The sequence below is a fragment of the Nocardioides sp. CFH 31398 genome (assembly GCF_022436705.1).
In the GTDB taxonomy this organism is placed as follows: domain Bacteria; phylum Actinomycetota; class Actinomycetes; order Propionibacteriales; family Nocardioidaceae; genus Nocardioides.
Map to the genome: position 1 here is coordinate 258,531 of NZ_JAKUHT010000012.1, position 23,239 is coordinate 281,769.

Annotated in this window: 22 protein-coding genes; 13 read left to right on the forward strand and 9 right to left on the reverse strand. The window is 73.3% G+C overall.

Annotated features, from left to right (window positions below; genetic code table 11):
• Positions 1 to 8: 8 nt before the first annotated feature.
• The 3 genes from MJ876_RS12260 to MJ876_RS12270 are packed head-to-tail and all read right to left on the reverse strand — an operon-like array spanning position 9 to position 2,397.
• Positions 9 to 1,184: a sorbosone dehydrogenase family protein gene (locus tag MJ876_RS12260; RefSeq protein WP_240236567.1), complete on the reverse strand. Its 1,176-nt coding sequence runs from the start codon at positions 1,182 to 1,184 to the stop codon at positions 9 to 11.
• Positions 1,181 to 2,134 carry an alpha/beta fold hydrolase gene (locus MJ876_RS12265; protein ID WP_240236568.1) on the reverse strand — a complete coding sequence of 318 codons (954 nt, stop codon included), beginning with the start codon at positions 2,132 to 2,134 and terminating at the stop codon, positions 1,181 to 1,183. Before MJ876_RS12265 ends, MJ876_RS12260 begins: the two co-directional genes overlap by 4 nt.
• A gap of 44 nt (positions 2,135 to 2,178) precedes the next feature.
• The gene (locus MJ876_RS12270; RefSeq protein WP_240236569.1) at positions 2,179 to 2,397 is read right to left on the reverse strand and encodes a hypothetical protein; all 219 of its coding nucleotides are present in this window, start codon (positions 2,395 to 2,397) and stop codon (positions 2,179 to 2,181) included.
• Between the two features lie 127 nt (positions 2,398 to 2,524).
• Between MJ876_RS12270 and MJ876_RS12275 the strand changes: the two genes are divergently transcribed.
• Positions 2,525 to 3,373, forward strand: coding sequence for a DMT family transporter (locus MJ876_RS12275; protein WP_240236570.1), 849 nt, complete (start codon positions 2,525 to 2,527; stop codon positions 3,371 to 3,373).
• 85 nt (positions 3,374 to 3,458) lie between these two features.
• Here MJ876_RS12275 and MJ876_RS12280 read toward each other — a convergent pair whose 3' ends face one another.
• Together MJ876_RS12280 and MJ876_RS12285 are read right to left on the reverse strand one after the other, a co-directional pair.
• The gene (locus tag MJ876_RS12280) at positions 3,459 to 5,975 is read right to left on the reverse strand and encodes a glycoside hydrolase family 65 protein (RefSeq protein WP_240236654.1); all 2,517 of its coding nucleotides are present in this window, start codon (positions 5,973 to 5,975) and stop codon (positions 3,459 to 3,461) included.
• 26 nt (positions 5,976 to 6,001) lie between these two features.
• Positions 6,002 to 6,748, reverse strand: coding sequence for an HAD family phosphatase (locus tag MJ876_RS12285; RefSeq protein ID WP_240236571.1), 747 nt, complete (start codon positions 6,746 to 6,748; stop codon positions 6,002 to 6,004).
• 175 nt (positions 6,749 to 6,923) lie between these two features.
• Here MJ876_RS12285 and ilvD point away from each other — a divergent pair, with 175 nt between their 5' ends.
• Together ilvD and MJ876_RS12295 are read left to right on the forward strand one after the other, a co-directional pair.
• Positions 6,924 to 8,627, forward strand: coding sequence for a dihydroxy-acid dehydratase (gene ilvD / locus MJ876_RS12290; protein WP_240236572.1), 1,704 nt, complete (start codon positions 6,924 to 6,926; stop codon positions 8,625 to 8,627).
• An 89-nt stretch (positions 8,628 to 8,716) separates the two neighbouring features.
• Positions 8,717 to 9,886 carry an MFS transporter gene (locus MJ876_RS12295; protein WP_240236573.1) on the forward strand — a complete coding sequence of 390 codons (1,170 nt, stop codon included), beginning with the start codon at positions 8,717 to 8,719 and terminating at the stop codon, positions 9,884 to 9,886.
• A gap of 275 nt (positions 9,887 to 10,161) precedes the next feature.
• On the opposite strand, the gene MJ876_RS12300 is transcribed toward MJ876_RS12295, so the two are convergent.
• A complete protein-coding gene (locus MJ876_RS12300; RefSeq protein WP_240236574.1) occupies positions 10,162 to 10,725 on the reverse strand; it encodes a nucleoside/nucleotide kinase family protein in 564 nt (187 codons plus the stop codon).
• Between the two features lie 94 nt (positions 10,726 to 10,819).
• On the opposite strand from MJ876_RS12300, the gene MJ876_RS12305 reads away from it, so the two are divergent.
• The 9 genes from MJ876_RS12305 (at position 10,820) to ilvC (ending at position 19,809) form a co-directional block, all read left to right on the forward strand.
• Positions 10,820 to 11,797: a hypothetical protein gene (locus MJ876_RS12305; RefSeq protein ID WP_240236575.1), complete on the forward strand. Its 978-nt coding sequence runs from the start codon at positions 10,820 to 10,822 to the stop codon at positions 11,795 to 11,797.
• A 9-nt stretch (positions 11,798 to 11,806) separates the two neighbouring features.
• Positions 11,807 to 13,060, forward strand: a complete 1,254-nt coding sequence (gene kynU / locus MJ876_RS12310) for a kynureninase (protein ID WP_240236576.1) — start codon at positions 11,807 to 11,809, stop codon at positions 13,058 to 13,060.
• Positions 13,061 to 13,114: 54 nt separating this feature from the next.
• The gene (locus tag MJ876_RS12315) at positions 13,115 to 14,341 is read left to right on the forward strand and encodes an FAD-binding domain-containing protein (RefSeq protein ID WP_240236577.1); all 1,227 of its coding nucleotides are present in this window, start codon (positions 13,115 to 13,117) and stop codon (positions 14,339 to 14,341) included.
• A gap of 25 nt (positions 14,342 to 14,366) precedes the next feature.
• Entirely contained in the window at positions 14,367 to 15,029 is a 663-nt protein-coding gene (locus MJ876_RS12320) for a GNAT family N-acetyltransferase (protein ID WP_240236578.1), read from the forward strand.
• 19 nt (positions 15,030 to 15,048) lie between these two features.
• On the forward strand, positions 15,049 to 15,480 hold the full coding sequence (locus MJ876_RS12325) for a VOC family protein (protein WP_240236579.1): 432 nt from the start codon (positions 15,049 to 15,051) through the stop codon (positions 15,478 to 15,480).
• Positions 15,477 to 16,145 carry a 4a-hydroxytetrahydrobiopterin dehydratase gene (locus tag MJ876_RS12330; protein ID WP_240236580.1) on the forward strand — a complete coding sequence of 223 codons (669 nt, stop codon included), beginning with the start codon at positions 15,477 to 15,479 and terminating at the stop codon, positions 16,143 to 16,145. The genes MJ876_RS12325 and MJ876_RS12330 overlap by 4 nt, the downstream gene beginning before the upstream one ends.
• Before the next feature lie 245 nt (positions 16,146 to 16,390).
• Positions 16,391 to 18,172 (forward strand): acetolactate synthase large subunit, encoded by a 1,782-nt coding sequence (locus MJ876_RS12335; protein ID WP_240236581.1) that lies wholly within the window; start codon positions 16,391 to 16,393, stop codon positions 18,170 to 18,172.
• On the forward strand, positions 18,172 to 18,714 hold the full coding sequence (gene ilvN, locus MJ876_RS12340) for an acetolactate synthase small subunit (RefSeq protein WP_240236582.1): 543 nt from the start codon (positions 18,172 to 18,174) through the stop codon (positions 18,712 to 18,714). Before MJ876_RS12335 ends, ilvN begins: the two co-directional genes overlap by 1 nt.
• Before the next feature lie 63 nt (positions 18,715 to 18,777).
• A complete protein-coding gene (ilvC, locus tag MJ876_RS12345; RefSeq protein ID WP_308192600.1) occupies positions 18,778 to 19,809 on the forward strand; it encodes a ketol-acid reductoisomerase in 1,032 nt (343 codons plus the stop codon).
• Here ilvC and MJ876_RS12350 read toward each other — a convergent pair.
• Complete coding sequence (locus MJ876_RS12350; RefSeq protein WP_240236583.1) at positions 19,779 to 20,867, reverse strand: type IV toxin-antitoxin system AbiEi family antitoxin domain-containing protein; 1,089 nt, start codon at positions 20,865 to 20,867, stop codon at positions 19,779 to 19,781. The genes ilvC and MJ876_RS12350 overlap by 31 nt on opposite strands.
• A gap of 112 nt (positions 20,868 to 20,979) precedes the next feature.
• Between MJ876_RS12350 and MJ876_RS12355 the strand changes: the two genes are divergently transcribed.
• The gene (locus MJ876_RS12355; protein ID WP_240236584.1) at positions 20,980 to 21,534 is read left to right on the forward strand and encodes a dihydrofolate reductase family protein; all 555 of its coding nucleotides are present in this window, start codon (positions 20,980 to 20,982) and stop codon (positions 21,532 to 21,534) included.
• Here the strand turns inward: MJ876_RS12355 and MJ876_RS12360 are convergent.
• Both MJ876_RS12360 and MJ876_RS12365 read right to left on the reverse strand, forming a co-directional pair.
• On the reverse strand, positions 21,531 to 22,010 hold the full coding sequence (locus MJ876_RS12360; protein ID WP_240236585.1) for an ATP-binding cassette domain-containing protein: 480 nt from the start codon (positions 22,008 to 22,010) through the stop codon (positions 21,531 to 21,533). The two genes, MJ876_RS12355 and MJ876_RS12360, sit on opposite strands and share 4 nt — an antisense overlap.
• Complete coding sequence (locus MJ876_RS12365) at positions 22,007 to 23,122, reverse strand: ATP-binding cassette domain-containing protein (protein WP_240236586.1); 1,116 nt, start codon at positions 23,120 to 23,122, stop codon at positions 22,007 to 22,009. The genes MJ876_RS12360 and MJ876_RS12365 overlap by 4 nt, the downstream gene beginning before the upstream one ends.
• Positions 23,123 to 23,239 lie beyond the last annotated feature (117 nt).

The following is a 23,239-nucleotide window of genomic DNA, read 5'->3' on the forward strand; positions in this document are numbered from 1 at the left end:
TGGGCCGCCTACTCGACGCCCGTCGTCACCCGCAGGATGCGGTCGTCGCCCTCGCGGGGCTCGCCGCGGGTGTCGGTGTTGTTGGTGATGACCCACAGGTCGCCGTCGGGGGCGGGCTTGATCTCGCGGATGCGGCCGTACTCGCCGGTGAAGAAGTCCTGCGGCTCGCCCGCGCGGGAGCCCTCGAGCGGGACGCGCCAGACGCGCTCGCCCTGGAGGGCGGCGACGAAGAACATGCCGTCGGCGTACGCCAGGCCCGAGGGGGAGGCGTCGTCGGTGCTCCACACGACCTGGGGGTTGATCAGCTCGCCGCCCTGGACGTCGCCCTGGCCCTCGTTGACCGGCCACCCGAAGTTGCCACCGGGCTCGAGCCGGTTGAGCTCGTCGAAGGTCTGGTCGCCGAACTCCGAGGCCCACAGCCGGTCGGAGTCGTCGAACGCCAGGCCCTGCACGTTGCGGTGGCCCAGCGTGTAGACCAGGGAGCCGCGGGTCGGGTTGTCGCGGGGCACCTCGCCGTCCGGCGTCATCCGGAGCACCTTCCCGGCGAGCGACTCGGGGTCCTGGGAGAGGTCGGGGTTCCCGGCGTCCCCGGTCGAGACGTAGAGCATGCCGTCCGGGCCGAAGGCGAGGCGGCCGCCGTCGTGGTACGTGTTGAGCGGGATGCCGTCGAGGATCACTTCCGGCTCGCCCAGGGTGTCGCCCTCCAGCGTGGCCCGCGCGAGGCGGTTGTCCTCGCCGGTCGTGTAGTAGAGGAACAGCGTCCGGTCCGAGGCGAAGTCGGGGGAGACCGCCACGCCCAGCAGCCCGCCCTCGCCGTTTGGGGTGGCGGGCTCGACGACGCCCAGCTCGGTCTGCTCGCCCGACTCGGGGTCGATGCGCAGCACGCGGCGGGTGTCCCGCTCGGTGAGGACGGCGTCCCCGTTCGGCAGGAAGTCGAGGCCCCACGGGGCCTGCAGGTCGTCGGTGACGGTCCCGGTGACCTCCATCGGTCCGACCCGACGGGCCTCCGGCGACTCGCTCCCGGAGTCCGCCTCGGGCGACGACTCGTCGTCCTCGGGCGACGACTCGGCCGTCACCGTGGGCTCGCTGCCGGTGTCGACGTCCTCCGAGCCGCAGGCCACGAGGGCAGTCGAGCCGAGCAGCCCGGCGAGGACGACGGCGGGAAGGGTCCGGGAGGGCCTCATTCCTCCACTGTGGCAAGGAAGTCCAACAGCAGGGCGTGGACCTCGTCGGGGTGCTCCATCTGGACGAAGTGCGTCGCCGGCACCTCGGTGTACGTCGCCCCGGGGATCCGCGCCGCGGCCGAGGCCATGTCGCGGGCACCCGCGAGGACGTCCCAGCGCCCGGCCACGAAGGCGGTCGGCACCCTGATCGTCCCGAGCGGCACCCGTCGGTGCCGGGACGTCGCGAGCGCCACGTGGCCGTACCAGTCGACCGGCGTCGTCAGGAAGTCGCGGACGGCGCGCCCCGTGCCCTCGGGGTCCGGCGTCGGGAACATGAAGCCGGAGTGCGTCAGCACCCGTACGCCGAGGCGGCCCATCCGCAGCCGCTGGGCGACCGGGGTGATCGCGGGGCCGGCGTACTTGAGCACGCGGGCGGCGTTCACGGTCAGCGCGTGCGCCACCGGACGGGGGAGGCGCGTCGGCCCCAGCATGCTCGCGAACGTCGAGCCGGGCACCCCGGCGACCGCGAACAGCCCGGCAACCCGCTCCGGGTGGCGGACGGCGAGCTCGAAGGCGGTGTTGACGCCCATGGACCACCCCATGACCGGCACCCGGTCGAGGCCGGCGTCCGCCATCACCGCGAGGGCGTCCTCGACGAAGTCGTCGATCGTCACGTCGCGACGGCGCCGTGGTCGCTCGGAGCCGCCGGTGCCGCGGTGGTACCAGGACACGACGCGGACGCCGCAGCCCTCGCGCAGCAGCGCCGGCCAGGTGTAGGGGTTGGTGCCGAGACCGTTGCACAGCAGCACGGTCGGCGCGTCGGGACCCGCGATGCCCTCGTTGCTCCAGGCCCGCAGACGGGTGCCGTCGGCACTCGTGACGTCCCGGAAGGTCAGCGTCGCCGGCTCGGGCGCACCGCCGATCAGCGGGTCGTCGGGATCAGGTGCGTGCTCGGCCGGGGTCCCCACCATGGCCGGGATTGTGCCCCAGCCCGACCACCCGGTCGGGGTGGGTCTCAGAGAGCGCCGCGCACCTCGTGGTGCTCGACGTGCTCGAGGGCCACGGCGTCGCCCCGCTCGGCGAGGAAGTCGTCGACGTCGGCCCGCTCCTTGCGACGCGCGGCGAGGGCCGTCGAGGCGACCATCGCGTTGCGGCGGGCGCCCTGCTGCGACTCCACGGCCCACCGCGAGACGGCGTCACCGAGGGTGGTCCGCCAGGAGGGGACGTGAGGCATGGGGTGCTCCGAGGTGGTGTGGCGGGGGGGGGTTCGGCTCACCCTAACCCCGCGAACCTGTGCTCCCCGTCAACGTGATGTGACACCCGTGTGAACCATGACCTTCCACCCCTCGTAGCGTGCCGCCGTGAACCGCGCCGTCCTGCTCGTGCTGGTCGGCGTGCTGTCGGTGCAGGTCGGCGCGGCGTTCGCCAAGGACCTGTTCGACGAGGTCTCGCCGACGACGATGGTGTGGCTGCGGCTGGCCACGAGCACCCTCGTCCTGCTCGCCGTCGCCCGGCCCACCCTGCGTGGCCGCTCGCGCGACGACCTGCTCACCGTCGTCGCCTTCGGGCTGACGCTGGGGCTGATGAACTGGGCCATCTACCAGTCGTTCGCCCGCATCCCGCTGGGCATCGCGGTGACGATCGAGTTCGTCGGGCCCCTCGGTGTCGCGCTGTTCGGCTCGCGGCGGGCGCGGGACCTGCTGTGGGTCGGTCTCGCCGGGCTCGGCGTCGTCCTGCTCGGCGTCGAGCGTGCCGACCTCGACCCTCTCGGTGTCGCCTACGCGCTGCTCGCCGGCGCCGCGTGGGCGACGTACATCCTGCTCTCGCAACGCACCGGTGCCCGCTGGGAGGGCGTCGAGGGTCTCGCCGTGGCGAGCCTGGTGGCGGTGCTGCCGCTGACGCCGTTCGTGCTCGCCGACCACGACGGGGCGCTGCTCGACCCGCGCATCCTGCTCATCGGGCTCGTGGTGGGGCTGATGAGCTCGGTGCTGCCGTACTCGTGCGAGCTGATAGCGCTCCGCACCCTGCCGTCGTCCACCTTCGGGATCCTCATGAGCCTCGAGCCCGCTGTCGCCGCGCTCGCCGCGATCCTCGTGCTGGGGGAGGTCCTCGCGCCCGTGCAGTGGGCCGCCGTGGCCTGCGTCATCGTCGCCGTCGCGGGCGCGACGGCCAGCTCCGCGCGGGCCATCCCGCCGACGCCGGCGCAGTAGGTCTCCGCGCTGCTACGAGACGGCTCAGGACGATCTGTGCGAGATCCGGGCCGGATCTCGCACAGATCGTCCTGGAGCGAGGACGTCAGACCAGGTGGTCGGCGTGCTCCGCCTCGTCCATCGGGTACGACGGCGACGGGACGCCCGCGGTGATGCGCGAGCCGTCCGCACGACGGCCGCCGATGAGCGGGCGGTCACCGAGCATGCCGTCGATCCGAGGGCCCTGGTGCTCGAGCGGGACCTCGACGGTCTCACCCGGCCCCACGTCGTACGACGTGCCGCGGACGTCGACGGTCACGGTGCCGTCGCCGGACTCACCGACGAACGTGATCGCGTCCTGCGTCACCCGCACCCGCAGCCGGTTGCCGTGCCAGAGCAGCGGGAAGGTCAGGGCCGGCCAGTCGACGGGCAGGCGCGGGTCGAAGCTCAGCTCGCCCCCGTGGTCGCGCATGCCGCCGAAGCCGGAGACCAGCGCGCTCCAGACGCCGCCCGCCGACGCGACGTGCATGCCGTCGACGACGTTGTGGTGCAGGTCGAGCAGGTCGACGTACAGCGCCTTGCGGAAGTACGACAGCGACTGCTGGTGGTAGCCCACCTCGGCCGCCATCACCGACTGCACCACCGCCGACAGCGTGGAGTCGCCCGTGGTGATCGGGTCGTAGTACTCGAAGTCGGCGCGCTTCTCCTCGGCGGTGAAGCGGTCGCCCTGCAGGAACAGCGCGAGGACGACGTCCGCCTGCTTCAGCACCTGGAACCGGTAGATCACCAGCGGGTGGTAGTGCAGCAGCAGCGGCCGGAGCTCGGCGGGCGTGCGCGAGAGGTCCCAGACCTCGCGGTCGAGGAAGTGCTCGTCCTGCGGGTGGATGCCCAGGTTGCCGTCGTACGGGATGCACATGGCCTCGGCGGCCTCGCGCCACTCCTGGACCTCCTCGCACCGCAGGCCCAGCCGCTTCATCATCCGCTCGTGCTCGACCGGGTCGGCGTCGCGGACCTCGTCGACCGCCCGGACGGCGCGCTCGAGGTTGAACCGCGCCATGACGTTGGTGAAGAGGTTGTTGTTGACGACCGTCGTGTACTCGTCGGGCCCGGTGACGCCGTGGATGTGGAAGGTCGGGCCGTGGCCGTACTTCTCCGCGTCGCCGTTGACCGGGTGGCGCCAGAACCCGAGGTCGGCGTACAACCGGGCGGTCTCGACGAGGATGTCGACGCCGTCGCGCATCAGGAACCCGGTGTCACCGGTCGCGTCGACGTACTTGCTGAGCGCGTAGGCGACGTCCGCGTCGATGTGGACCTGGGCCGTGCCGGCCGCGTAGTACGCCGAGGCCTCCTCGCCGTTGATGGTGCGCCACGGGTAGAGCGCACCCACCTGCGCCAGCTCGTGGGCGCGGTCGCGGGCGGCCGGAAGCATGCGCGAGCGGAAGTGCAGGCAGTTCCGGGCGATCTCGGGCATCGTGTAGACGAGGAACGGGACGACGTAGACCTCGGTGTCCCAGAAGTAGTGGCCCTCGTAGCCGTTGCCGGTGACACCCTTCGCGGGCACGCCCTGCTGGTCCGAGCGCGCCGCGGCCTGGGCGAGGTGGAACAGGTTGAAGCGGACGGCCTGCTGCAGCGCCGGCTGGCCCTCCACGACGACGTCCGAGGACGTCCAGAAGTGGTCGAACCAGCGCCGCTGGTCCTCCTTGTACGCCGCCGCGCCGTGCCGCACCGCGCGGTCGAGCGTGCGGTCGCAGCGGTCGGACAGCTCGCGCACCGGCACCCCGCGCGAGGTGTGGTAGGTGACCATCTTGGTCAGCTTCGTGGTCACGCCCTCGTGGGCGTCGATGCGGAAGGCGATCTTGCCGAGGTCGTCCTCGCTGCGCACGACCCGCTCGACCTCGTCGGTCGTCTCGAGGTCGTGGTGGGCGCAGACGGCCAGCGTCATCGCCGAGTTGCGGCACCGGTAGCCGAGGAAGATCCGGTCGGTGTCCGCGTGGTGCTCCTGCGGCACGAGCACCCGGCCGGAGAAGCGGCCCGCCTTGCGGGGGTCGCGGCTCTCGCCCATGGCGGCGTCGGCGACGTGGTACTCGTCCTCGCCGTCCTGGCGGTTCAGCACCTGCGAGGAGACGACGATCGGGGCGTCCCCCTCGAGCATCGTCACCTCGAGCTCGAGGACGGCGAGGTGGCGCTCCGTCATCGACACCATGCGGGTCGAGTCGACCTTGACGCGCTTGCCGGCGGGGGTGCGCCAGACCAGGCTGCGGCGCAGCACGCCGGCGGCGAAGTCGAGGGTGCGCTCGTAGGACTCGAGGTCGGCGGTGCCCAGGATCAGCGGCTCGTCGTCGACGTAGATCTTCATGACCTTCGCGTCGGGGACGTTGACCAGCGTCTGGCCGGTGCGCGCGAAGCCGAACGCCTGCTCGGCGTGGTGGATCTCCCACGTCTCGTGGAAGCCGTTGATGAACGTGCCGTGCTGGACGGCGTCGCGCCCCTCCTCGGGGTTGCCGCGCATGCCCAGGTAGCCGTTGCCGACGGCGAAGAGGGTCTCGGTGGTCCCGAGGTCCTGGGGGCGGTGAGCGGTCTCGCGGAGCGCCCACTCGTCGACCGGGAACCGCGAGCGGTCCATCGAGTCCTCGGTGATGTCGGGCAGGATCACGAGCCGGCCCCCTCGTCACCCGCGCCGACGAGCTCCGCGAGGTCGGAGACCACGACGTCGGCCCCCGCGGCGCGCAGCGCCTCCGCGCCGGCGCCGCGGTCGACGCCGACGACCAGGCCGAAGTCGCCGGCGCGCCCGGCGCGGACCCCGGAGGTGGCGTCCTCGAGGACGACGGCCCTCGCGTCGGGCGCCTCGAGCACCTGCGCGGCGTGGTGGAACGTGTCGGGTGCGGGCTTGCCGGCCAGCCCGAGCTCCTTGGCGACCCGCCCGTCGACGACCGTGGCGAACCGGTCGAGCAGCCCCGCGGCCGTGAGGACGGCGGGGGCGTTGGCCGAGCTGGACACGACCGCCAGCGGCATCCCGAGGTCGCGGAGGTGGTCCAGCAGCGCCACCGAACCGGGGTACGCCGTCACGCCGTCGCGCTCCAGGACGGCGTTGAAGGCGTCGTTCTTGCGGTTCCCGAGGCCCTTCACGCTGACCTCGTCGGCCGGTGCGTCGTCGGCGCCCTCGGGCAGCTCGATGCCGCGGGAGGTCAGGAAGTCGCGCACGCCGTCGAAGCGGGGCTTGCCGTCGACGTGGTCGAAGTAGTCCTGGTCGGTGTAGGCGCTGGTGTCGCCCGCGCCGTCCCAGGAGGAGAGGAAGTCCGAGAACATCTCGGCCCAGGCCCGCATGTGCACCTCGGCGGTCGGCGTCACCACGCCGTCGAGGTCGAAGAGAGCGGCGTCGTACCGCGACCAGTCCACGGGCAACGAGGGTAGGCGTGCGTCGGTCGTCACGTGGCCGGGACCCCGAACTGGCCCGGGTGACCACCGATCGCGGGGGATCGCTGCTCGCCCGCGACACCGTTCCCACGCGATCGGTGTTCATGCGGCGATCGCGCGTGCGACCCGCCGCGGCGGCGGGGATATCGTGCGAGGCATGGCCGAGACCCCTCAGGACGCCACGAACGAGATCGACGTCAAGCCCCGCTCCCGCGACGTCACGGACGGCCTGGAGCGGGCCGCCGCCCGCGGCATGCTGCGGGCCGTCGGCATGGGCGACGACGACTGGGAGAAGCCCCAGATCGGCGTCGCGTCGTCGTGGAACGAGATCACGCCCTGCAACCTCTCGCTGCAGCGGCTCGCGCAGGCCGTGAAGAGCGGCGTGCACGCCGCCGGCGGCTTCCCCATGGAGTTCGGCACCATCTCGGTCTCCGACGGCATCTCCATGGGCCACGAGGGCATGCACTTCTCGCTGGTCTCCCGCGAGGTCATCGCCGACTCCGTCGAGACGGTCATGATGGCCGAGCGCCTCGACGGCTCGGTGCTGCTGGCGGGCTGCGACAAGTCCCTGCCCGGCATGCTCATGGCCGCCGCACGCCTCGACCTGGCCTCCGTGTTCCTGTACGCCGGCACGATCCTGCCCGGCAAGGTGGACGGCGAGGACGTGACGATCATCGACGCCTTCGAGGCCGTCGGCGCGTGCCTGGCCGGCAAGATCAGCCGCGAGCAGGTCGACAAGGTCGAGCGCGCCATCTGCCCCGGTGAGGGTGCCTGCGGCGGCGCGTACACCGCGAACACCATGGCCGCCGTCGCGGAGGCGCTCGGCATGGCGCTGCCCGGCTCGGCGTCCCCGCCGGCCGTGGACCGCCGCCGCGACAAGATCGCCCACCGCTCCGGCGAGGCCGTCGTCAACATGCTCCGCAAGGGCATCACCGCGCGGCAGGTCATCACCAAGAAGTCGCTGGAGAACGCCGTCGCCGTCGCGATGGCGATCGGCGGCTCGACCAACGCCGTCCTGCACCTGCTGGCCATCGCCCGCGAGGCCGAGGTCGACCTCACCCTCGACGACTTCACCCGCATCGGCGACAAGGTCCCGCACCTCGCCGACATGAAGCCGTTCGGCAAGTACGTCTGGACCGACTTCGACCGCGTCGGCGGCATCCCCGTGCTCATGAAGGCGCTGCTGGACGCCGGCCTCATGCACGGCGACGCCCTGACCGTGACCGGCAGGACGCTCGCCGAGAACCTCGCGGACGTCGAGGTCCCCGAGCTCGACGGGACCATCGTCCGCGCCCTGGACACCCCGATCCACGCGACCGGCGGCCTGACGATCCTCCAGGGCACGCTCGCGCCCGAGGGCGCCGTGGTGAAGTCGGCCGGGTTCGACGAGTCCGTCTTCACCGGCACCGCTCGCGTCTTCGACGGCGAGCGCGCCGCGATGGACGCCCTCACCGAGGGCCAGATCGTCGCCGGCGACGTCGTCGTCATCCGCTACGAGGGCCCCAAGGGCGGCCCCGGCATGCGCGAGATGCTCGCCATCACCGGTGCGATCAAGGGCGCGGGCCTCGGCAAGGACGTCCTGCTCATGACCGACGGCCGCTTCTCCGGCGGCACGACCGGGCTCTGCGTCGGCCACGTCGCCCCCGAGGCGGTGGACGCCGGCCCGATCGCGTTCCTGCGCGACGGCGACCGGATCACGCTGGACGTCGCCAACAAGCGCCTCGACGTCGACGTGTCGGCCGAGGAGCTCGAGGCCCGTGCCGAGGGCTGGGCGCCGAAGCCGCCGAAGTACACCCGTGGGGTCCTGGGCAAGTACCGGCAGGTCGTGCAGTCGGCGGCGCACGGCGCCGTGACGAGCTGAAGCGGCCCTGGGCCGGCCGGTCCACGCGACCAGCGGGCGCGAAGGGCGGGGCTGACGACACGCGTCTGCCCATCCCGGCCGAGATCAAGGTGCTCGTCGCCTCGGCCTTCGTCATCGCGATCGGCTACGGCCTGGTCTCGCCGGTGCTGCCGGCGTACGCCCGGAGCTTCGACGTCGGCGTCGCCGCCGCGTCGACCGTGGTGTCGGCGTTCGCCTTCTTCCGGCTCGTCTTCGCCCCCGCCGGCGGCGCGCTGGTCTCACGGCTGGGGGAGCGGCCCGTCTACCTGACCGGCCTGCTCGTCGTCGCGGCGTCCTCGCTGGCGACGGCGTTCGCACAGTCCTACGTCCAGCTGCTGGTGCTGCGCGGGGTCGGGGGCATCGGCTCCACCATGTTCACGGTCTCGGCGATGGCGCTGCTGGTGCGGTTGGCGCCGCCGACGATCCGTGGCCGGGTGAGCTCGGCGTACGCCTCGTCGTTCCTGCTCGGCGGCATGCTCGGCCCGGTCGTGGGAGGGGCGCTGGCCGGGTTCGGGCTGCGCGTCCCGTTCGTCGTGTACGCCGTCGCGCTGCTCGTGGCCGCCTCGGTGGTCGGCCTGCGGCTCTCGAGCGCCTCCCTGCGGCCCAGCGAGGACGGACCGCCCCCGCCGCCGATGAAGGTGCGTGAGGCGCTGGGCGACGCGGCCTACCGGGCGGCGCTCGCGTCGGCGTTCGCGAACGGCTGGTGCAACTTCGGCGTCCGGGCAGCCGTGCTGCCGCAGTTCGCGGTCGCCGTCCACGACGCCACCTGGGTCGCGGGCGTCTCGCTGGCCCTCGCCGCGGCGGGCACCGCCGCCGCGCTGCAGGTCGCGGGCCGGGTCGCCGACCGCGTCGGACGCCGCCCCCTCGTGCTCACCGGGCTGGTCGTCACCGCCGCCGGGCTCGGCGCCATCGGGCTGTCGGGCGACCTGCTCGTGCTGCTCGTGCTGTCGGCGGTCTCCGGGCTCGGGGCCGGACTGGTGAACCCCGGCCAGCAGGCCACCGTCGCGGACGTCGTCGGCACCGCCCGCGGCGGGGGCCCGGTGCTCGGGGTGTTCCAGATGGCGCAGGACTCCGGCGCCATCCTCGGCCCGATCCTGGTCGGCGTCGTTGCCGACCGGCTCGGCTTCGGCTGGGCCTTCGGCGCCACCGCGCTGATCAGCCTGCTCGCGGTGCTGCCCTGGCTGGCGGCCCCCGAGACCCTCCACCGCGCTCGGGCCGTGGGGGGATCGGCCCGAGGGTGAGGTGGAGGGCCCCGGAGGGCCGCCCGCGGTCCACGACCCTGGCAGAGACGGCCGTGACCGGGCGACTCCCCACCGCCCGGGACGGCCCGGGTTTCGGCAGGTTGTGGTGTAACGGTGCCGCCCACTGGTGGATCTCTGCCGACACCGGGTGTCCGCGACGCCGTGTCCTCGCAGGTCAGGCGGGTGTCGGTCCCGCCCGGCCGGAGGCCATCCTCCGGACGCCTCGCCGCCCGGGGCGGGGGGAGGGGGCCGGGTGACCGCTTCTTCGTCAGGTCTCACCGAACGGCGGCGCTGACCACCCGGTCGGCCCGACCGCGCGACGCCGCGACCAGCCGCGCGTTGGGCTCGTCGACCGCCGCGACCCACGCCTCGGCCTCCGCCGTCGACTTGCCGAACTCGACGTGGCGAGCCACCAACCGCTCGGTCCGTACGGCGTCGTCGACGTCGAGGTAGGCGCACTCGTCGAGGGCCTCCCGGACGGCGCGCCACGGTGGGTCGTCGAGCAGGAGGTAGTTGCCCTCGGTGACCACGACGTCGACCTCGGGGCCGATCCGGATCGCACCGGCCAGCGGCTGCTCCAGGTCGCGCTCGAACGCGGGCGCCCACACCGTCTCGTCGGGGCGCTCCCGCAGCCGGCGCAGCAGTGCGGCGTACCCCGCGGCGTCGAACGTCTCCGGTGCTCCCTTGCGGTCGCGCAGCCCGAGGGAGTCGAGGGCGACGTCGGCCAGGTGGAAGCCGTCCATCGGCAGGTAGGCCGCACCCAGGTCGCGCGCCCACGCCACGGCGTACGTCGTCTTGCCGGCGCCGGGCGGACCCGCGAGACCGAGGATGCGTCGCACGTCGGCACGCTATCCGTACTCGTCCACCGCAGTCCCAGGTCCGTTCACGAGCGGGTCATCCGCCCGTCGAGACCCCTTCCTAGCGTCGCGGCACGTGACGTCTCGGGTTCACGTCGTCCTGTCCTGCCTGCTCCTCGGCCTCTCGCTCCTCGGGCCCCCGGCCGCGGCCCCGCCGGCCGCCGCCGCCCCGGTCGTGGGCGAGGGGCCCGAACCGCCACCCCCGGGGTCGCTGCGCCTGCGCCACCTCCACTCCAGCTCGGCGTGGACGACGGCGCCCCCGGTGGTCGCCGCGGACGTGGGCGGCTGGCAGCGGTCCGTCGACCTGCTCACCATGACCGAGTCGGGCGGCGGGGTCCGGCAGGCGGCGCTGCGGGCGCCGGGGTGGTCGACGGCCTGGTTCGAGGGCCGTGGGCCCCGTCCGGGACGCCGCGCCGACGCCAGCGTCCGGTGGCGTGACGCGGTGTGGGTCGAGCGTGCCCGCGCCTCGCTGCCCCTGTCGGAGCGCACCTACCCGGTGAAGGAGGGCGCCGCCCGCGGGATCACGCCGAACGCGACGGCCGCCGTCCTGGAGCGGCGCGACACGGGCGTCGTCCTGCTGGTCACCGTCGCGCACCTGCCGTCACTGGTGGAGCGGGCGGACGGCACCGGTCTCGACCGGGCCCCGGAGCTCGCCAGCCGGCTGGCGGCGTACGGCGACGCGCTCGCCGGCTACCGCGAGCAGGTCGACACGATGACCAGGCGCCACGACCCGGACGTGCGTCTGGTCGTCGCCGACTGGAACGTCGACGCCAAGCGGCCCTGGGCGCGCACCCTGCTGCGGGAGGCCTGGGCCGGCTCCGGGCTGGTCCCCGCCTGGCCGGCGTCGTACGACGGGCCCGGGACGTTCGACGACGAGCGCGAGGGCCACGTCCGGTCCCGGCTCATCGACGGGGCGCTCGTCGACGCGGCCGCGACGCACCTCGAGGCGCCCCGGGTGCTCGCCCCCACATCGTCCTCCGACCACCGACCGTTCGTCACGACGATCGGCCTGCCGGCCGCGCCCGGGGAGACGGCCGTCACCCCTCTCGGGTAGGACTTCCCCATGACGACCTCCACCGGCGGTGCGACCGGCCAGTCCTCGGGCGCGGCGGCGCGGGCCGAGGCGCTCGACCACGACGACCCGCTGGCCGCCTACCGCGACCGGTTCGTGGGTGCGTCGTCGTCGCTGACCTACTTCGACGGCAACTCGCTGGGGCGACCCCTGGCCGTGACCGCCGACCGGATGGGGGTGTTCGTCGAGCACGAGTGGGGCGGCCGGCTGATCCGCGGCTGGGACGAGCAGTGGATGGAGCTGCCGCTCGTCGTCGGCGACGAGCTCGGGCTGGTGTGCCTGGGCGCCGCCCCCGGACAGGTCGTGGTCGCGGACTCGACGACCGTCGTCCTCTACAAGCTGCTGCGCGCCGCCGTCGCCGCGCGCCCGGACCGGCCCGAGATCGTCCTCGACACCGACAACTTCCCGACCGACCGGTACGTCGCGGAGGCCGTCGCCCGCGAGTGCGGGCTGCACCTGCGCTGGGTCGAGACCGACCCCGCGCTGGGCCTCACCCTCGAGCAGGCGGCGTCCGTCGTCGGCCCCCGCACCGCGGTCGTGCTGGCCAGCCACGTCGCCTACCGGTCGGCGTACGTCGCGGACGTGCCGGGCATCACCGCCCTCGCGCACGAGGCCGGGGCGCTGGTGCTGTGGGACCTGTCGCACTCGGTCGGCTCGGTGCCCGTCGAGCTCGACGCGTGGGACGTCGACCTGGCCGTCGGGTGCACCTACAAGTACCTCAACGGCGGGCCGGGCTCGCCGGCCTTCGGGTACGTCGCGCAGCGCCACCTGACCGAGCTCGACCAGCCCGTGTCGGGGTGGATGGGCCACGCCGACCCCTTCGCCATGGGCCCCGGGCACACCCCGGACCCCGGCGTCCGCCGGTTGCTGTCGGGGACCCCGCCGGTGCTCGCGATGCAGCCGATGCGCGACATGCTCGCGCTGGTCGCGGCCGTAGGGATGCCGGCCGTGCGGGCGAAGTCGGTCGGCCTGACGTCGTACGCGATCGAGCTGGCCGACGAGCTGCTTCTGCCCCTCGGGGTCACCCTCGCCTCGCCGCGCGACGCCGCGCAGCGCGGCGGCCACGTGACGCTGGTGCACCCGCGGATGCGCGAGGTCGTGGCGGCGCTGTGGAAGCGCGACGTGATCCCGGACTACCGCGACCCCGGCGGGCTCCGGATCGGGCTGTCCCCGCTGTCGACGTCGTACGACGAGGTGCGGCGCGGTCTCGAGGAGGTCGCGGCGCTGCTGCGCCCGGGCCCGTGACGACGGGTCGGCGTCCGGGGGTGCCTCGCGAGGGGCGTTCGGGCACCTGCTGACATGCCCGTCCTCCCCAGCCCCCCGTCCGTCGCCGACGGCGCCGAGGTCGCCGACGTCGAGGCGTGGGTCGCCGAGCACCTCGGCGACCTGACCCTGGAGGGCCCCGACGGGGTCCGCTCGGGGGCCTTCCGGGGCGGGCAGTCGGCCGCCGACACGGCGCTGGCGACCCTCGACGTCGGCAACTACGCCCGCACCCGCTCGACCGTCCTGCCGGTGTCACGGCGCGGCGCGAGCCGCATGTCGCCGTACATCCGGCACGGGCTGCTGAGTCTCGGCGAGGTGTGGGACGCCGTCGCCGACGCGCCCGGCCGCGACCGCGCGAAGTACCGCGACGAGCTGATGTGGCAGGAGTACGCCCGACACCTCTACGCCCGCGTCGGACCCGACCTCGGGCGCAGCCTGCGCCGCGAGCAGCCGCGACCGCCCGCCTGGGACGAGCCGTGGCCCGAGCGCATGGCCTGCATGGAGGCCGTCGTCGGCGAGCTCCACGAGGACGGGTGGGTCGTCAACCAGACCCGGATGTGGCTGGCCTCGCAGTGGGCCGTCCGGGCGGGCGCGACCTGGCGGGACGGCGAGGACGCGATGTTCGCCCACCTCGTCGACGGCTCCCGCGCCGCGAACCGGCTCGGCTGGCAGTGGACGATCGGCACCGGGTCGGGCAAGCCGTACGGGTTCAGCCGCTGGCAGGTCGAGAAGCGCGCGCCGCAGCTGTGCAAGCGGTGCGCCCTGCGGAAGGACTGCCCGGTGCAGGGCTGGCCCGAGGCGGAGACCGGGCCGTCCGTCGACGGCCCCGACCTCCGCAAGGGCGACATCCCGGCCGGGCCCGCCGAGGTCGAGGGCGCCGGTGGGGCGGAGACGGTCTGGCTGACCGCCGAGTCGCTGTCGGAGCGCGACCCGGCGCTCGCCGCCGACCCGGAGCGTCCCGCGGTCTTCGTGTACGACGAGCCGCTGCTGCGCCGACTGCGGCTGTCCGGCAAGCGGCTGGTGTTCCTCGCGGAGACGCTCGGCGAGCTCGCTGCGACGCGGGCGCTCGAGGTGCGTCGGGGCGACGTCGTCGAGGAGCTGTCCGGCACGCCCCTCGCCGCGACGTACGCGCCGGTGCCGGGGTGGGCGAAACGGGCCGCGCGGCTCGACGTCGTCGAGACCCACCCGTGGCCGTGGCTGGTGCGGCCCCGGCCCGCGCCGGTGCAGTCGTTCACGGGGTGGCGGAAGTCGTTGGGGCGCTGAGGCCGGGCGGGCCTAGGGTCGGCCCGTGCTCGACTGGACGCCGCCCGCGACGCTGACCGCGACCCGCCTCGAGGGGACCCACGTCGTCCTGGAGCCGCTCGCCGTCGACCACGCCGAGGCGCTCCAGGTGGCGATCGGCGACTCCGGCACGTCGTGGCGGTTCCTGCCCGTCGAGGCGCCGGGGGACGTCGCGACGATGCGTGCCCTCGTGGAGGAGCAGCTCGCGGACCCCGGCCTGGAGACCTTCGTGGTCCGACCCGGCGGGGGAGCGGTGGCCGGGAGGGTCAGCTGGATGCGCCAGGACCCGGCCCACGGCTGCGCCGAGGTGGGGTGGGTGGTCTTCGGTCCCACGCTGCAGCGCACCGCCGCCGCGACCGAGACGGTCAGCCTGCTGCTGCGGCAGGCCTTCGACGCCGGCTACCGCCGCGTCGAGTGGAAGTGCGACGACCTCAACGAGCCCTCCAAGCGCGCCGCCGTCCGCCTCGGATTCACCGCCGAGGGCGTCTTCCGCCAGCACAGGGTGGTCAAGGGCCTGAACCGCGACACCGCCTGGTTCGCGATGCTCGACCGCGAGTGGCCCGTCGTCCGCGCCGCCCACGAGGCCTGGCTCGCCCCGTCCACCTTCGACGAGCACGGCCACCAGCGCCACCCCCTCACCGTTCAGTCGGCCTTCCCCGCCGTCGGCTAGCGGTGGTTGGGTGGCAGGCATGGAGCAGCGACTCAGCCTGGTGACCCTCGCGGTGGCCGACCGTGCGCGATCGCGGGCGTTCTACGTCGACGGGCTCGGGTGGGAGGCGACCGTCGACGAGCAGGACGTCCTGATGTTCACCGTCGCCGACCGCGTCCTGCTGTCGCTGTGGGAGGAGACGTCGTTCGAGGCCGAGGTCGGTCCCGTACGGCGCGGAGCCGGCCTCGCGCCGATCACCCTGGCCCACAACTGCCGCGACCGCGCGACGGTGGACGACGTCCTGGACGACGCCCGCGCCGCCGGCGCCGACCCGGTCGAGACGGCGTCCGACCGCGAGTGGGGCGGCTACTCCGGCTACTTCGCCGACCCCGACGGCTACCGCTGGGAGGTCGCCTGGGCCCCGGGCGACTTCGCCCGACTGATGGTCCCCGACTCGAAGGAGCACGGATGAGCGAGCAGAGCGACCCGAGGCGGACCCTGGGTGCCGACGAGGTGGCCGAGGCCGCCCCGCCCGGCTGGGCGCACGTGCCGGGGAGGATCCGCGCGGTGTTCGCGACCGGTGACTTCGCGACCGGCCTCGCCCTCGTCGACCGCATCGGCGCGGCGGCCGAGGAGGCCGACCACCACCCGGACGTCGTCCTCACCTACCCGACGGTGACGGTGAGCCTGTCCAGCCACGACGTCGGCGGCATCACCAGCCGCGACCTCGACCTGGCCCACCGCATCAGCGGGTACGCCGACGAGGCGGGCGTGTCTGCCGACCCGGCGGCCGTCACCCTGGTCGAGCTAGGCCTCGACACCTGGGCCGGGCAGGAGGTCCAGCCGTTCCTGGCGGCCCTGCTGGGTGGCAGCGCGGACGACCGGGAGGTCGTCGACCCGGCCGGTTCCTACCCGACGATCTGGTTCCAGGACGCCGAGGAGCACGAGACCCCGCGGCAGCGCTGGCACCTCGACGTGTGGGTCCACCGCGACGAGGCGAGGGCACGGGTCGACGCCGTCCTCGCGGCCGGCGGCACGCTCGTCGACGACTCGGAGGCGCCGTCGTTCTGGGTCCTCGCCGACGCCCAGGGCAACCGTGCCTGCGTGTGCTCCACCGAGGGACGCCGCGGCGCCTGACCGACATCCGAGACGTCCGTCCCGACATCCGAGACGGCTGTCACACTCGGTTGACGGCACGGGAGGCCGGGAGGGACCGTAGCGCCATGCGACGGATCCTCCTCGTACCCACAGACGCGTGAGCTGAGCCCCGAGGCTCCCCACGCGTCCACCCCTCGCCGCCGTTGCTGGCCGAGGGGTTTTTTGTTGGGCAGACGATGGAACCGACCGACCACCCGGGCACGACACGAACGAAGGAAGAGCAGATGAGCCAGGCCGAGCCGATCACCGGCGCCCAGAGCCTGATCCGGTCGCTGGAGCACGCCGGCGTCGAGACGATCTTCGGCATCCCCGGCGGCGCCATCCTCCCGGCGTACGACCCGCTGATGGACTCCTCCGCCATCCGCCACATCCTCGTGCGCCACGAGCAGGGCGCCGGCCACGCCGCGCAGGGGTACGCCGCCGCGACCGGCCGCGTCGGGGTCTGCATGGCCACCTCGGGCCCGGGCGCGACGAACCTCGTCACGCCGCTCGCGGACGCGCACATGGACTCGGTCCCGATGGTCGCCGTCACCGGGCAGGTCGGCGCCGCGATGATCGGCACCGACGCCTTCCAGGAGGCGGACATCCGCGGCATCACGATGCCGATCACCAAGCACAACTTCCTGGTCACCGACCCGGCCGAGATCCCGCAGAAGATCGCCGAGGCGTTCCACATCGCCAGCACCGGGCGTCCCGGGCCGGTCCTGGTGGACGTCGCGAAGTCGGCGCTGACCGCCCAGACCCGGTTCCGCTGGCCGACCGAGCTGCACCTGCCCGGTTACCGCCCGGTGACGAAGCCGCACGCGAAGCAGATCCGTGAGGCGACCCGGCTGATCCTGGAGGCCCGTCGTCCGGTGCTGTACGTCGGCGGCGGCACCATCCGCGCCCGTGCGCACCGCGAGCTCGCCGAGCTGGCCGCGCTGACCGGCATCCCCGTGGTCACCACCCTGATGGCCCGCGGCGCCTTCCCGGACTCGAACCCGCAGCACCTCGGCATGCCCGGCATGCACGGCACGGTGGCCGCGGTCGCCGGCCTGCAGCGCAGCGACCTGATCATCAGCCTCGGCGCCCGCTTCGACGACCGCGTCACCGGCAACCTTGACTCCTTCGCCCCGAACGCGAAGGTCATCCACGCCGACATCGACCCGGCCGAGATCGGCAAGAACCGCCACGCCGACGTCCCGATCGTCGGCGACTGCCGCGAGGTCATCAGCGACCTCCTCGTCGCGCTGCGCACCGCGCAGGACGCCGGCGAGACCGGCGACTACGAGGCCTGGGTGGAGTTCCTCGCGGGGACGAAGAAGAAGTACCCCCTCGGGTACGACGCCCCCGCCGACGGCAGCCTCGCCCCGCAGTACGTCATCGAGCGTCTCGGCGCCATCGCCGGTCCCGACGCCATCTACTCCTCCGGCGTCGGCCAGCACCAGATGTGGGCGGCGCAGTTCATCGACTACGAGAAGCCGAACACCTGGATCAACTCGGGCGGCCTCGGCACCATGGGCTACTCGGTCCCCGCCGCCATGGGCGCGAAGGTCGGCTGCCCCGACACCACCGTCTGGTCGATCGACGGCGACGGCTGCTTCCAGATGACCAACCAGGAGCTGGCGACCTGCGCGATCGAGGGCATCCCGATCAAGGTCGCCGTCATCAACAACCAGTCGCTCGGCATGGTCCGGCAGTGGCAGACGCTCTTCTACAACGAGCGCTACTCCAACACCGACCTGCAGCGTCAGTCGCCGCGCGTGCAGCCCGGCACGCCGGTCCGCGTCCCGGACTTCGAGAAGCTCGCGGAGGCGTACGGCTGCGTCGGGCTCTCCTGCGACACCCCGGGGGAGGTCGACGCGACCATCGCCAAGGCGATGGAGGTGGACGACGTCCCGGTCGTCGTCGACTTCCGTGTGCACCGCGACGCGATGGTCTGGCCGATGGTCGCCGCCGGCACCAGCAACGACGACATCAAGTACGCGCGCGACCTGGCGCCCGAGTTCGAGAAGGACGACGTCTGATGTCGACCCACACCCTGAGCGTCCTGGTCGAGGACAAGCCGGGCGTCCTGGCCCGCATCGCCGGCCTGTTCAGCCGCCGCGGCTTCAACATCGACAGCCTCGCGGTGGGCCCGACGGAGCACGAGGACGTCTCCCGCATGACCATCGTGGTCAGCGTCGAGTCGTTCCCCCTCGAGCAGGTCACCAAGCAGCTCAACAAGCTGGTCGAGGTCATCAAGATCGTCGAGCTCGAGCCCTCCCAGTCGGTCTCGCGCGAGCTGCTGATGGTCAAGGTCCGCGCCGACGCGACCACCCGCGGCCAGGTGCTGGAGTGCGTGCAGCTCTTCCGCGCCAAGGTTGTGGACGTCGCTCCCGACGCGGTGACCATCCAGGCCGTCGGCAACGCCGACAAGCTGGCCGACTTCCTGCGGGTGCTCGAGCCCTTCGGCGTCCGTGAGCTCGTCCAGTCCGGGATGGTCGCCATCGGCCGCGGCTCCCGGTCCATCTCGGAGCGCACCATGCGGCCGGTGCCGACCCCGGCGCCGCCGCCGCGCGCGGTCTGACAGCGTTCAGACCTGATCGCACCCCGACGTACACACGCAACCCAGCAGAAGGAGCCCACCCTCGTGGCGCAGATGTTCTACGACGACGACGCCGACCTCTCCCTGATCCAGGACAAGTCCGTGGCCGTGATCGGCTACGGGTCCCAGGGTCACGCCCACGCCCTGTCGCTGCGCGACTCCGGCGTCGACGTGCGGATCGGCCTCCAGCCCGGCTCGAAGAGCCGCGCCAAGGCGGAGGCGGAGGGCCTGCGGGTCGTCACGCCCGCCGAGGCGGTCGAGGAGTCCGACGTCGTCGTGATCCTGGCCCCCGACCAGCACCAGCGGAAGCTGTACGCCGAGGAGATCGAGCCCCACCTCGCCGAGGGCGACACCCTCGTCTTCGGCCACGGCTTCAACATCCGCTTCGGCTACATCACCCCGCCCGAGGGCGTGAACGTCTTCATGGTCGCCCCCAAGGGCCCCGGCCACCTCGTGCGCCGCGAGTACGTCGACGGCCGCGGTGTGCCCGTGCTCGTCGCCGTCGAGAAGGACCCGTCCGGCAACACCTGGGACCTCGCCCTGTCGTACGCCAAGGGCATCGGCGGTCTCCGCGCCGGCGGCATCAAGACCACCTTCACCGAGGAGACCGAGACCGACCTGTTCGGCGAGCAGGCCGTCCTGTGCGGTGGCGCCTCGCAACTGGTCATGTACGGCTTCGAGACCCTCATCGAGGCCGGCTACCAGCCCGAGGTCGCCTACTTCGAGTGCCTCCACGAGCTGAAGCTGATCGTCGACCTGATGTACGAGGGCGGCATCGCCAAGCAGCGCTGGTCGATCTCCGACACCGCCGAGTACGGCGACTACGTCTCCGGCCCCCGCGTCATCACGCCGCAGGTGAAGGAGAACATGCAGGCCGTCCTCGCGGACATCAAGGACGGCTCCTTCGCCAAGCGCTTCATCGACGACCAGGACGCCGGCTCCCCGGAGTTCAACGAGCTCCGCGAGAAGGGCGCCCAGCACCCGATCGAGAGCACCGGCAAGGAGCTCCGCAAGCTCATGGCGTGGGTCAAGAGCCACGACTCCGACTACGTCGAGGGCAGCTCGGCGCGCGGCTGAGATTCGCCACTGCGGCCCCGGTCGCCCCGCTCGAGGGGGCAGCCGGGGCCGCAGCCGTGTGCGGCCACCGGGACCCCGCGGGCCGTCAGGAAGGCGGCCACGGCGACGGCCGTGGCGCAGTGCTCGGCGTACACGTGCCGGTGGTCGAGCCTGACGGTCGCGCCGCCCGCTGCGGCGTGCTCGAGATCCCGCGCGAGGTCGGCGTGCCGCTGCCGTGTCGAGCTGTGGAAGGCGAATCCGTCGAGCTCGACGACCGCCCCACCGTCGTACCCCACGTCCTCATAGGCGACCCGGGTGCCGTCCCGTCGCCGCTGGCGTCGACCCGTCGGAAGGCCGTGCGCCCGTTCCACGAGGTGCAGGTACCCGTGCTCGAGCACCGAGTGCGTGCCGTGTGCTGCGTCGTCCAGCACCGACATCATCCAGGCCCGTCGGGCCACGCACCTGCGCATGTCGAGTGCGACCGCGAGGCGTTGAGGCGTCGTCCGTCGGGACCGACAGGCGGCGACCAGGACCTCCACCGCCGCCAGGTCGTCGTCGGCGTCTGCCGCGATGTCGATGATCGCCTCCTCGTACCGCCTGCGGGGAGGCGACGCGTTCCACTGAACGCCGTCCTCGAACCCGCTCACCTGCCGGATGATGACTCCCGGAGGCGCCACCGGCCGCGTCCTCGAACGGTCGATGGCCACGAAGACCGGGGCGTCGTCGTCCTGGTGCAGCCGCTCGACCGGCCGGAGGGCCGACGCCCCGTCCAGAGCCGCCGGCCAGCACGAGAGGACCGCGGCCCACGCTCGCTGCCGCCACGTGGGTCGACCGGTGTGGTCGACGTACACGCCGCGCCACAGGCGAGCCCACTCCTTGCGGCGCAGCAGTCGTGCGATGTCGTGCGGCCTGAGCCCGTGGTCCTCGGCCTGGCGCCGCGTGACGACGCCGTCCTGGTGCGTCAGCAATCGCACCAGGTCGGGTGGGAGGGAGCGATCGGGCACACCCGAGAGCCTGCGCCATCGAGGCGCTGTCTCGCTGGACTCACGCTCCCTGCCTGTGGACAGCCCGTCCTGCACCGGGTTTGACCCACCTGGTGGATCAAATCCGGTGCGAGACCTGACCGATGAGTCCGGGGCGCGCCTCTGGTCGGATAGCCCGGAAGCACGGACCGCACCGGAGGAGAAGCGCATGGCCCAGATCGTCGTCACCACCTTCCTGTCGCTCGACGGGGTCATGGACTCCCCGGGCGGCGGCGAGCACCCGGCCGCCGGCTGGACGTTCAAGGACGTCGAGCTCGACGAGGCCGCCTACGCCATCAAGGGTCGCGAGACCGAGGAGGCCACCGCGCTGCTGCTCGGCCGCGTCAGCTACGACGAGTTCGCCCCGGTGTGGCCGACGATGGAGGAGTTCGCCCACTACAACGCAATCCCCAAGTACGTCGTGTCCTCCACCCTCAGCGACCCCGAGTGGAACAACACCTCGGTCCTGCGCTCCCTCGACGAGGTCGCCGCGCTGAAGGAGTCGCACGAGGGGCACATCCAGGTCCACGGCAGCGCGAGGCTCGCCCAGGGCCTCGCCGCAGCGGGACTGGTCGACCGCTACCACCTGCTGACGTTCCCGGTGGTGCTCGGCGGCGGGAAGCGCCTGTTCGGCGACGAGCACCTGCACCAGAGGCTCACCCTCGTCGAGCACGCGGCGTACGGCAACGGCGTCACCCTCGGCGTGTACGACGTGCAGCGCTAGCCCAGCCCCAGGCGCCGGTCCACGCCGATCTCGTCCAGGAACCGCTCGTCGTGGCTGACCACGATGAGCGCGCCGCGGTAGGCGGCGAGCGCCGCGACCAGCGCGTCGTACGACGCCAGGTCAAGGTTGTTCGTGGGCTCGTCGAGCAGCAGCAGCTGCGGGGGAGGCTCGGCGAGCAGCAGGGCCGCGAGGGTGGCCCGGAAGCGCTCACCGCCCGACAGCCCGCCGGCGGGGCGGTCGGCCGCGGCGCCACGGATGCCGAAGCGGGCCAGCCGCGCCCGCACCGTGTTCGCGTCCGCCTCCGGGGCGCGGTCGGCGACGTTCCGGGCCACGGACAGCGACGGGTCGAGGACGGCGTAGCGCTGGGGGAGCAGGCCGTGCGGGACGCCGATCCGCACCGAGCCGGACGCCGGCGCCACGTCCCCGACCAGCGTGTGGACCAGGGTCGACTTGCCGGACCCGTTCGGTCCGGTCACCGCGAGGCGGGTCGGCCCGTCGAGGGCGAGGTCGACCGACAGCCCCGTCCGCAGGACGAGGTCGGCGGTCTGGAGGACCACCGTGCCGCGCGGCACCGCCGTCCCGGGCAGGTCCACGCGGATGGCGTCGTCGTCGCGCAGGCGGGCCTCGGCGTCCTCCAGCCGGCCCGGGCGCCCTCGAGGCGGGCGTCGTGCAGGGCGCGGTAGTCGCCGGCGTTCCTCTCCGAGCGGTTCCGCCAGAAGTCCTGCGCACCCTTGCCCATGTTCGACCGGGCGGCGTTGCGGGCGCCCTGCCGCTTGCGCTGGGCGAGCAGGCGCTCCGCCTCGACGCGGTCCCGCTGCTGGCGTCGTACGTCGGCCCGTGCGGTCGCGACCGCCCGCGCGGCGGAGTCCTGCTCCGCCTCGACCTGGGCGCGGTAGGCGGTCCAGCCGCCGCCGTACCAGGTCACCGAGCCGGCCCGCAGGTCCCCGACGCGGTCGACGAGCTCGAGCAGGTCGCGGTCGTGGCTGACCACGAGCAGCGTGCGCGACCACCCGGCCAGCACCTCGTGCACCCGGTCGCGGGCCTCGGCGTCGAGGTTGTTGGTCGGCTCGTCGAGCAGCAGGACGTCGGGCTGGGCGAGCACAGCCCGGGCCAGGCCGAGGCGCACGACCTCGCCGCCGGACAGCTGCGTCAGCCGCCGCGACAGGACGTCGTCGGGCAGCCCGAGGCGGGCGAGCGCGGCGGTCGCGCGCTCCTCGACGTCCCAGCCGTCGCCGACGGCGTCGAAGTCCTCCGGCGCGACGGACCCGGCCTCGACGCGGCGGAGCGCGTCGAGGGTGTCGTCGACGCCGAGGAAGGCGGCGACCGAGGTGTCGTCCGCCCAGGCGAGGTCCTGGCGTAGGTGCTCGACGCGGCCGGCGACGTGCACGTGGCCCGACGTGGGCTCCAGCTCGCCGGCGAGGACGCGCAGCAGCGTGGTCTTGCCGGCACCGTTGGCGCCGACCAGGGCGCTGCGACCCGGCGGGAGCGCCAGGTCGAGGCCGGTGAGGGCGGTGGTGCCGTCGGGCCAGACGACCTCGACCGAGTCGAGGGTGGCGGCGGCAGGGGAGGACGGACGGGACGAGGGCATGGGTGCTCCAGGGAGTACGCGCGACGGACGGGCGGCGGACTCAACCGAGCAACGGGACCTCGCTGGGCAGACGGCAGGACGTCGTCCACGGTAGGGGCGGTGCGCGGCGGGCGCGAC

Coding starts and splice junctions, on each gene's coding strand:
- MJ876_RS12355 (WP_240236584.1), top strand. CDS start 20,980: ATGGCCCAGATCGTCGTCACCACCTTCCTGTCGCTCGACGGGGTCATG.
- ilvN (WP_240236582.1), top strand. CDS start 18,172: ATGTCGACCCACACCCTGAGCGTCCTGGTCGAGGACAAGCCGGGCGTC.
- MJ876_RS12265 (WP_240236568.1), bottom strand. CDS start 2,134: ATGGTGGGGACCCCGGCCGAGCACGCACCTGATCCCGACGACCCGCTG.
- ilvD (WP_240236572.1), top strand. CDS start 6,924: ATGGCCGAGACCCCTCAGGACGCCACGAACGAGATCGACGTCAAGCCC.
- MJ876_RS12335 (WP_240236581.1), top strand. CDS start 16,391: ATGAGCCAGGCCGAGCCGATCACCGGCGCCCAGAGCCTGATCCGGTCG.
- MJ876_RS12270 (WP_240236569.1), bottom strand. CDS start 2,397: ATGCCTCACGTCCCCTCCTGGCGGACCACCCTCGGTGACGCCGTCTCG.
- MJ876_RS12260 (WP_240236567.1), bottom strand. CDS start 1,184: ATGAGGCCCTCCCGGACCCTTCCCGCCGTCGTCCTCGCCGGGCTGCTC.
- MJ876_RS12325 (WP_240236579.1), top strand. CDS start 15,049: ATGGAGCAGCGACTCAGCCTGGTGACCCTCGCGGTGGCCGACCGTGCG.
- MJ876_RS12280 (WP_240236654.1), bottom strand. CDS start 5,975: ATGGACCGCTCGCGGTTCCCGGTCGACGAGTGGGCGCTCCGCGAGACC.
- MJ876_RS12315 (WP_240236577.1), top strand. CDS start 13,115: ATGCCCGTCCTCCCCAGCCCCCCGTCCGTCGCCGACGGCGCCGAGGTC.
- kynU (WP_240236576.1), top strand. CDS start 11,807: ATGACGACCTCCACCGGCGGTGCGACCGGCCAGTCCTCGGGCGCGGCG.
- MJ876_RS12330 (WP_240236580.1), top strand. CDS start 15,477: ATGAGCGAGCAGAGCGACCCGAGGCGGACCCTGGGTGCCGACGAGGTG.
- MJ876_RS12365 (WP_240236586.1), bottom strand. CDS start 23,122: ATGCCCTCGTCCCGTCCGTCCTCCCCTGCCGCCGCCACCCTCGACTCG.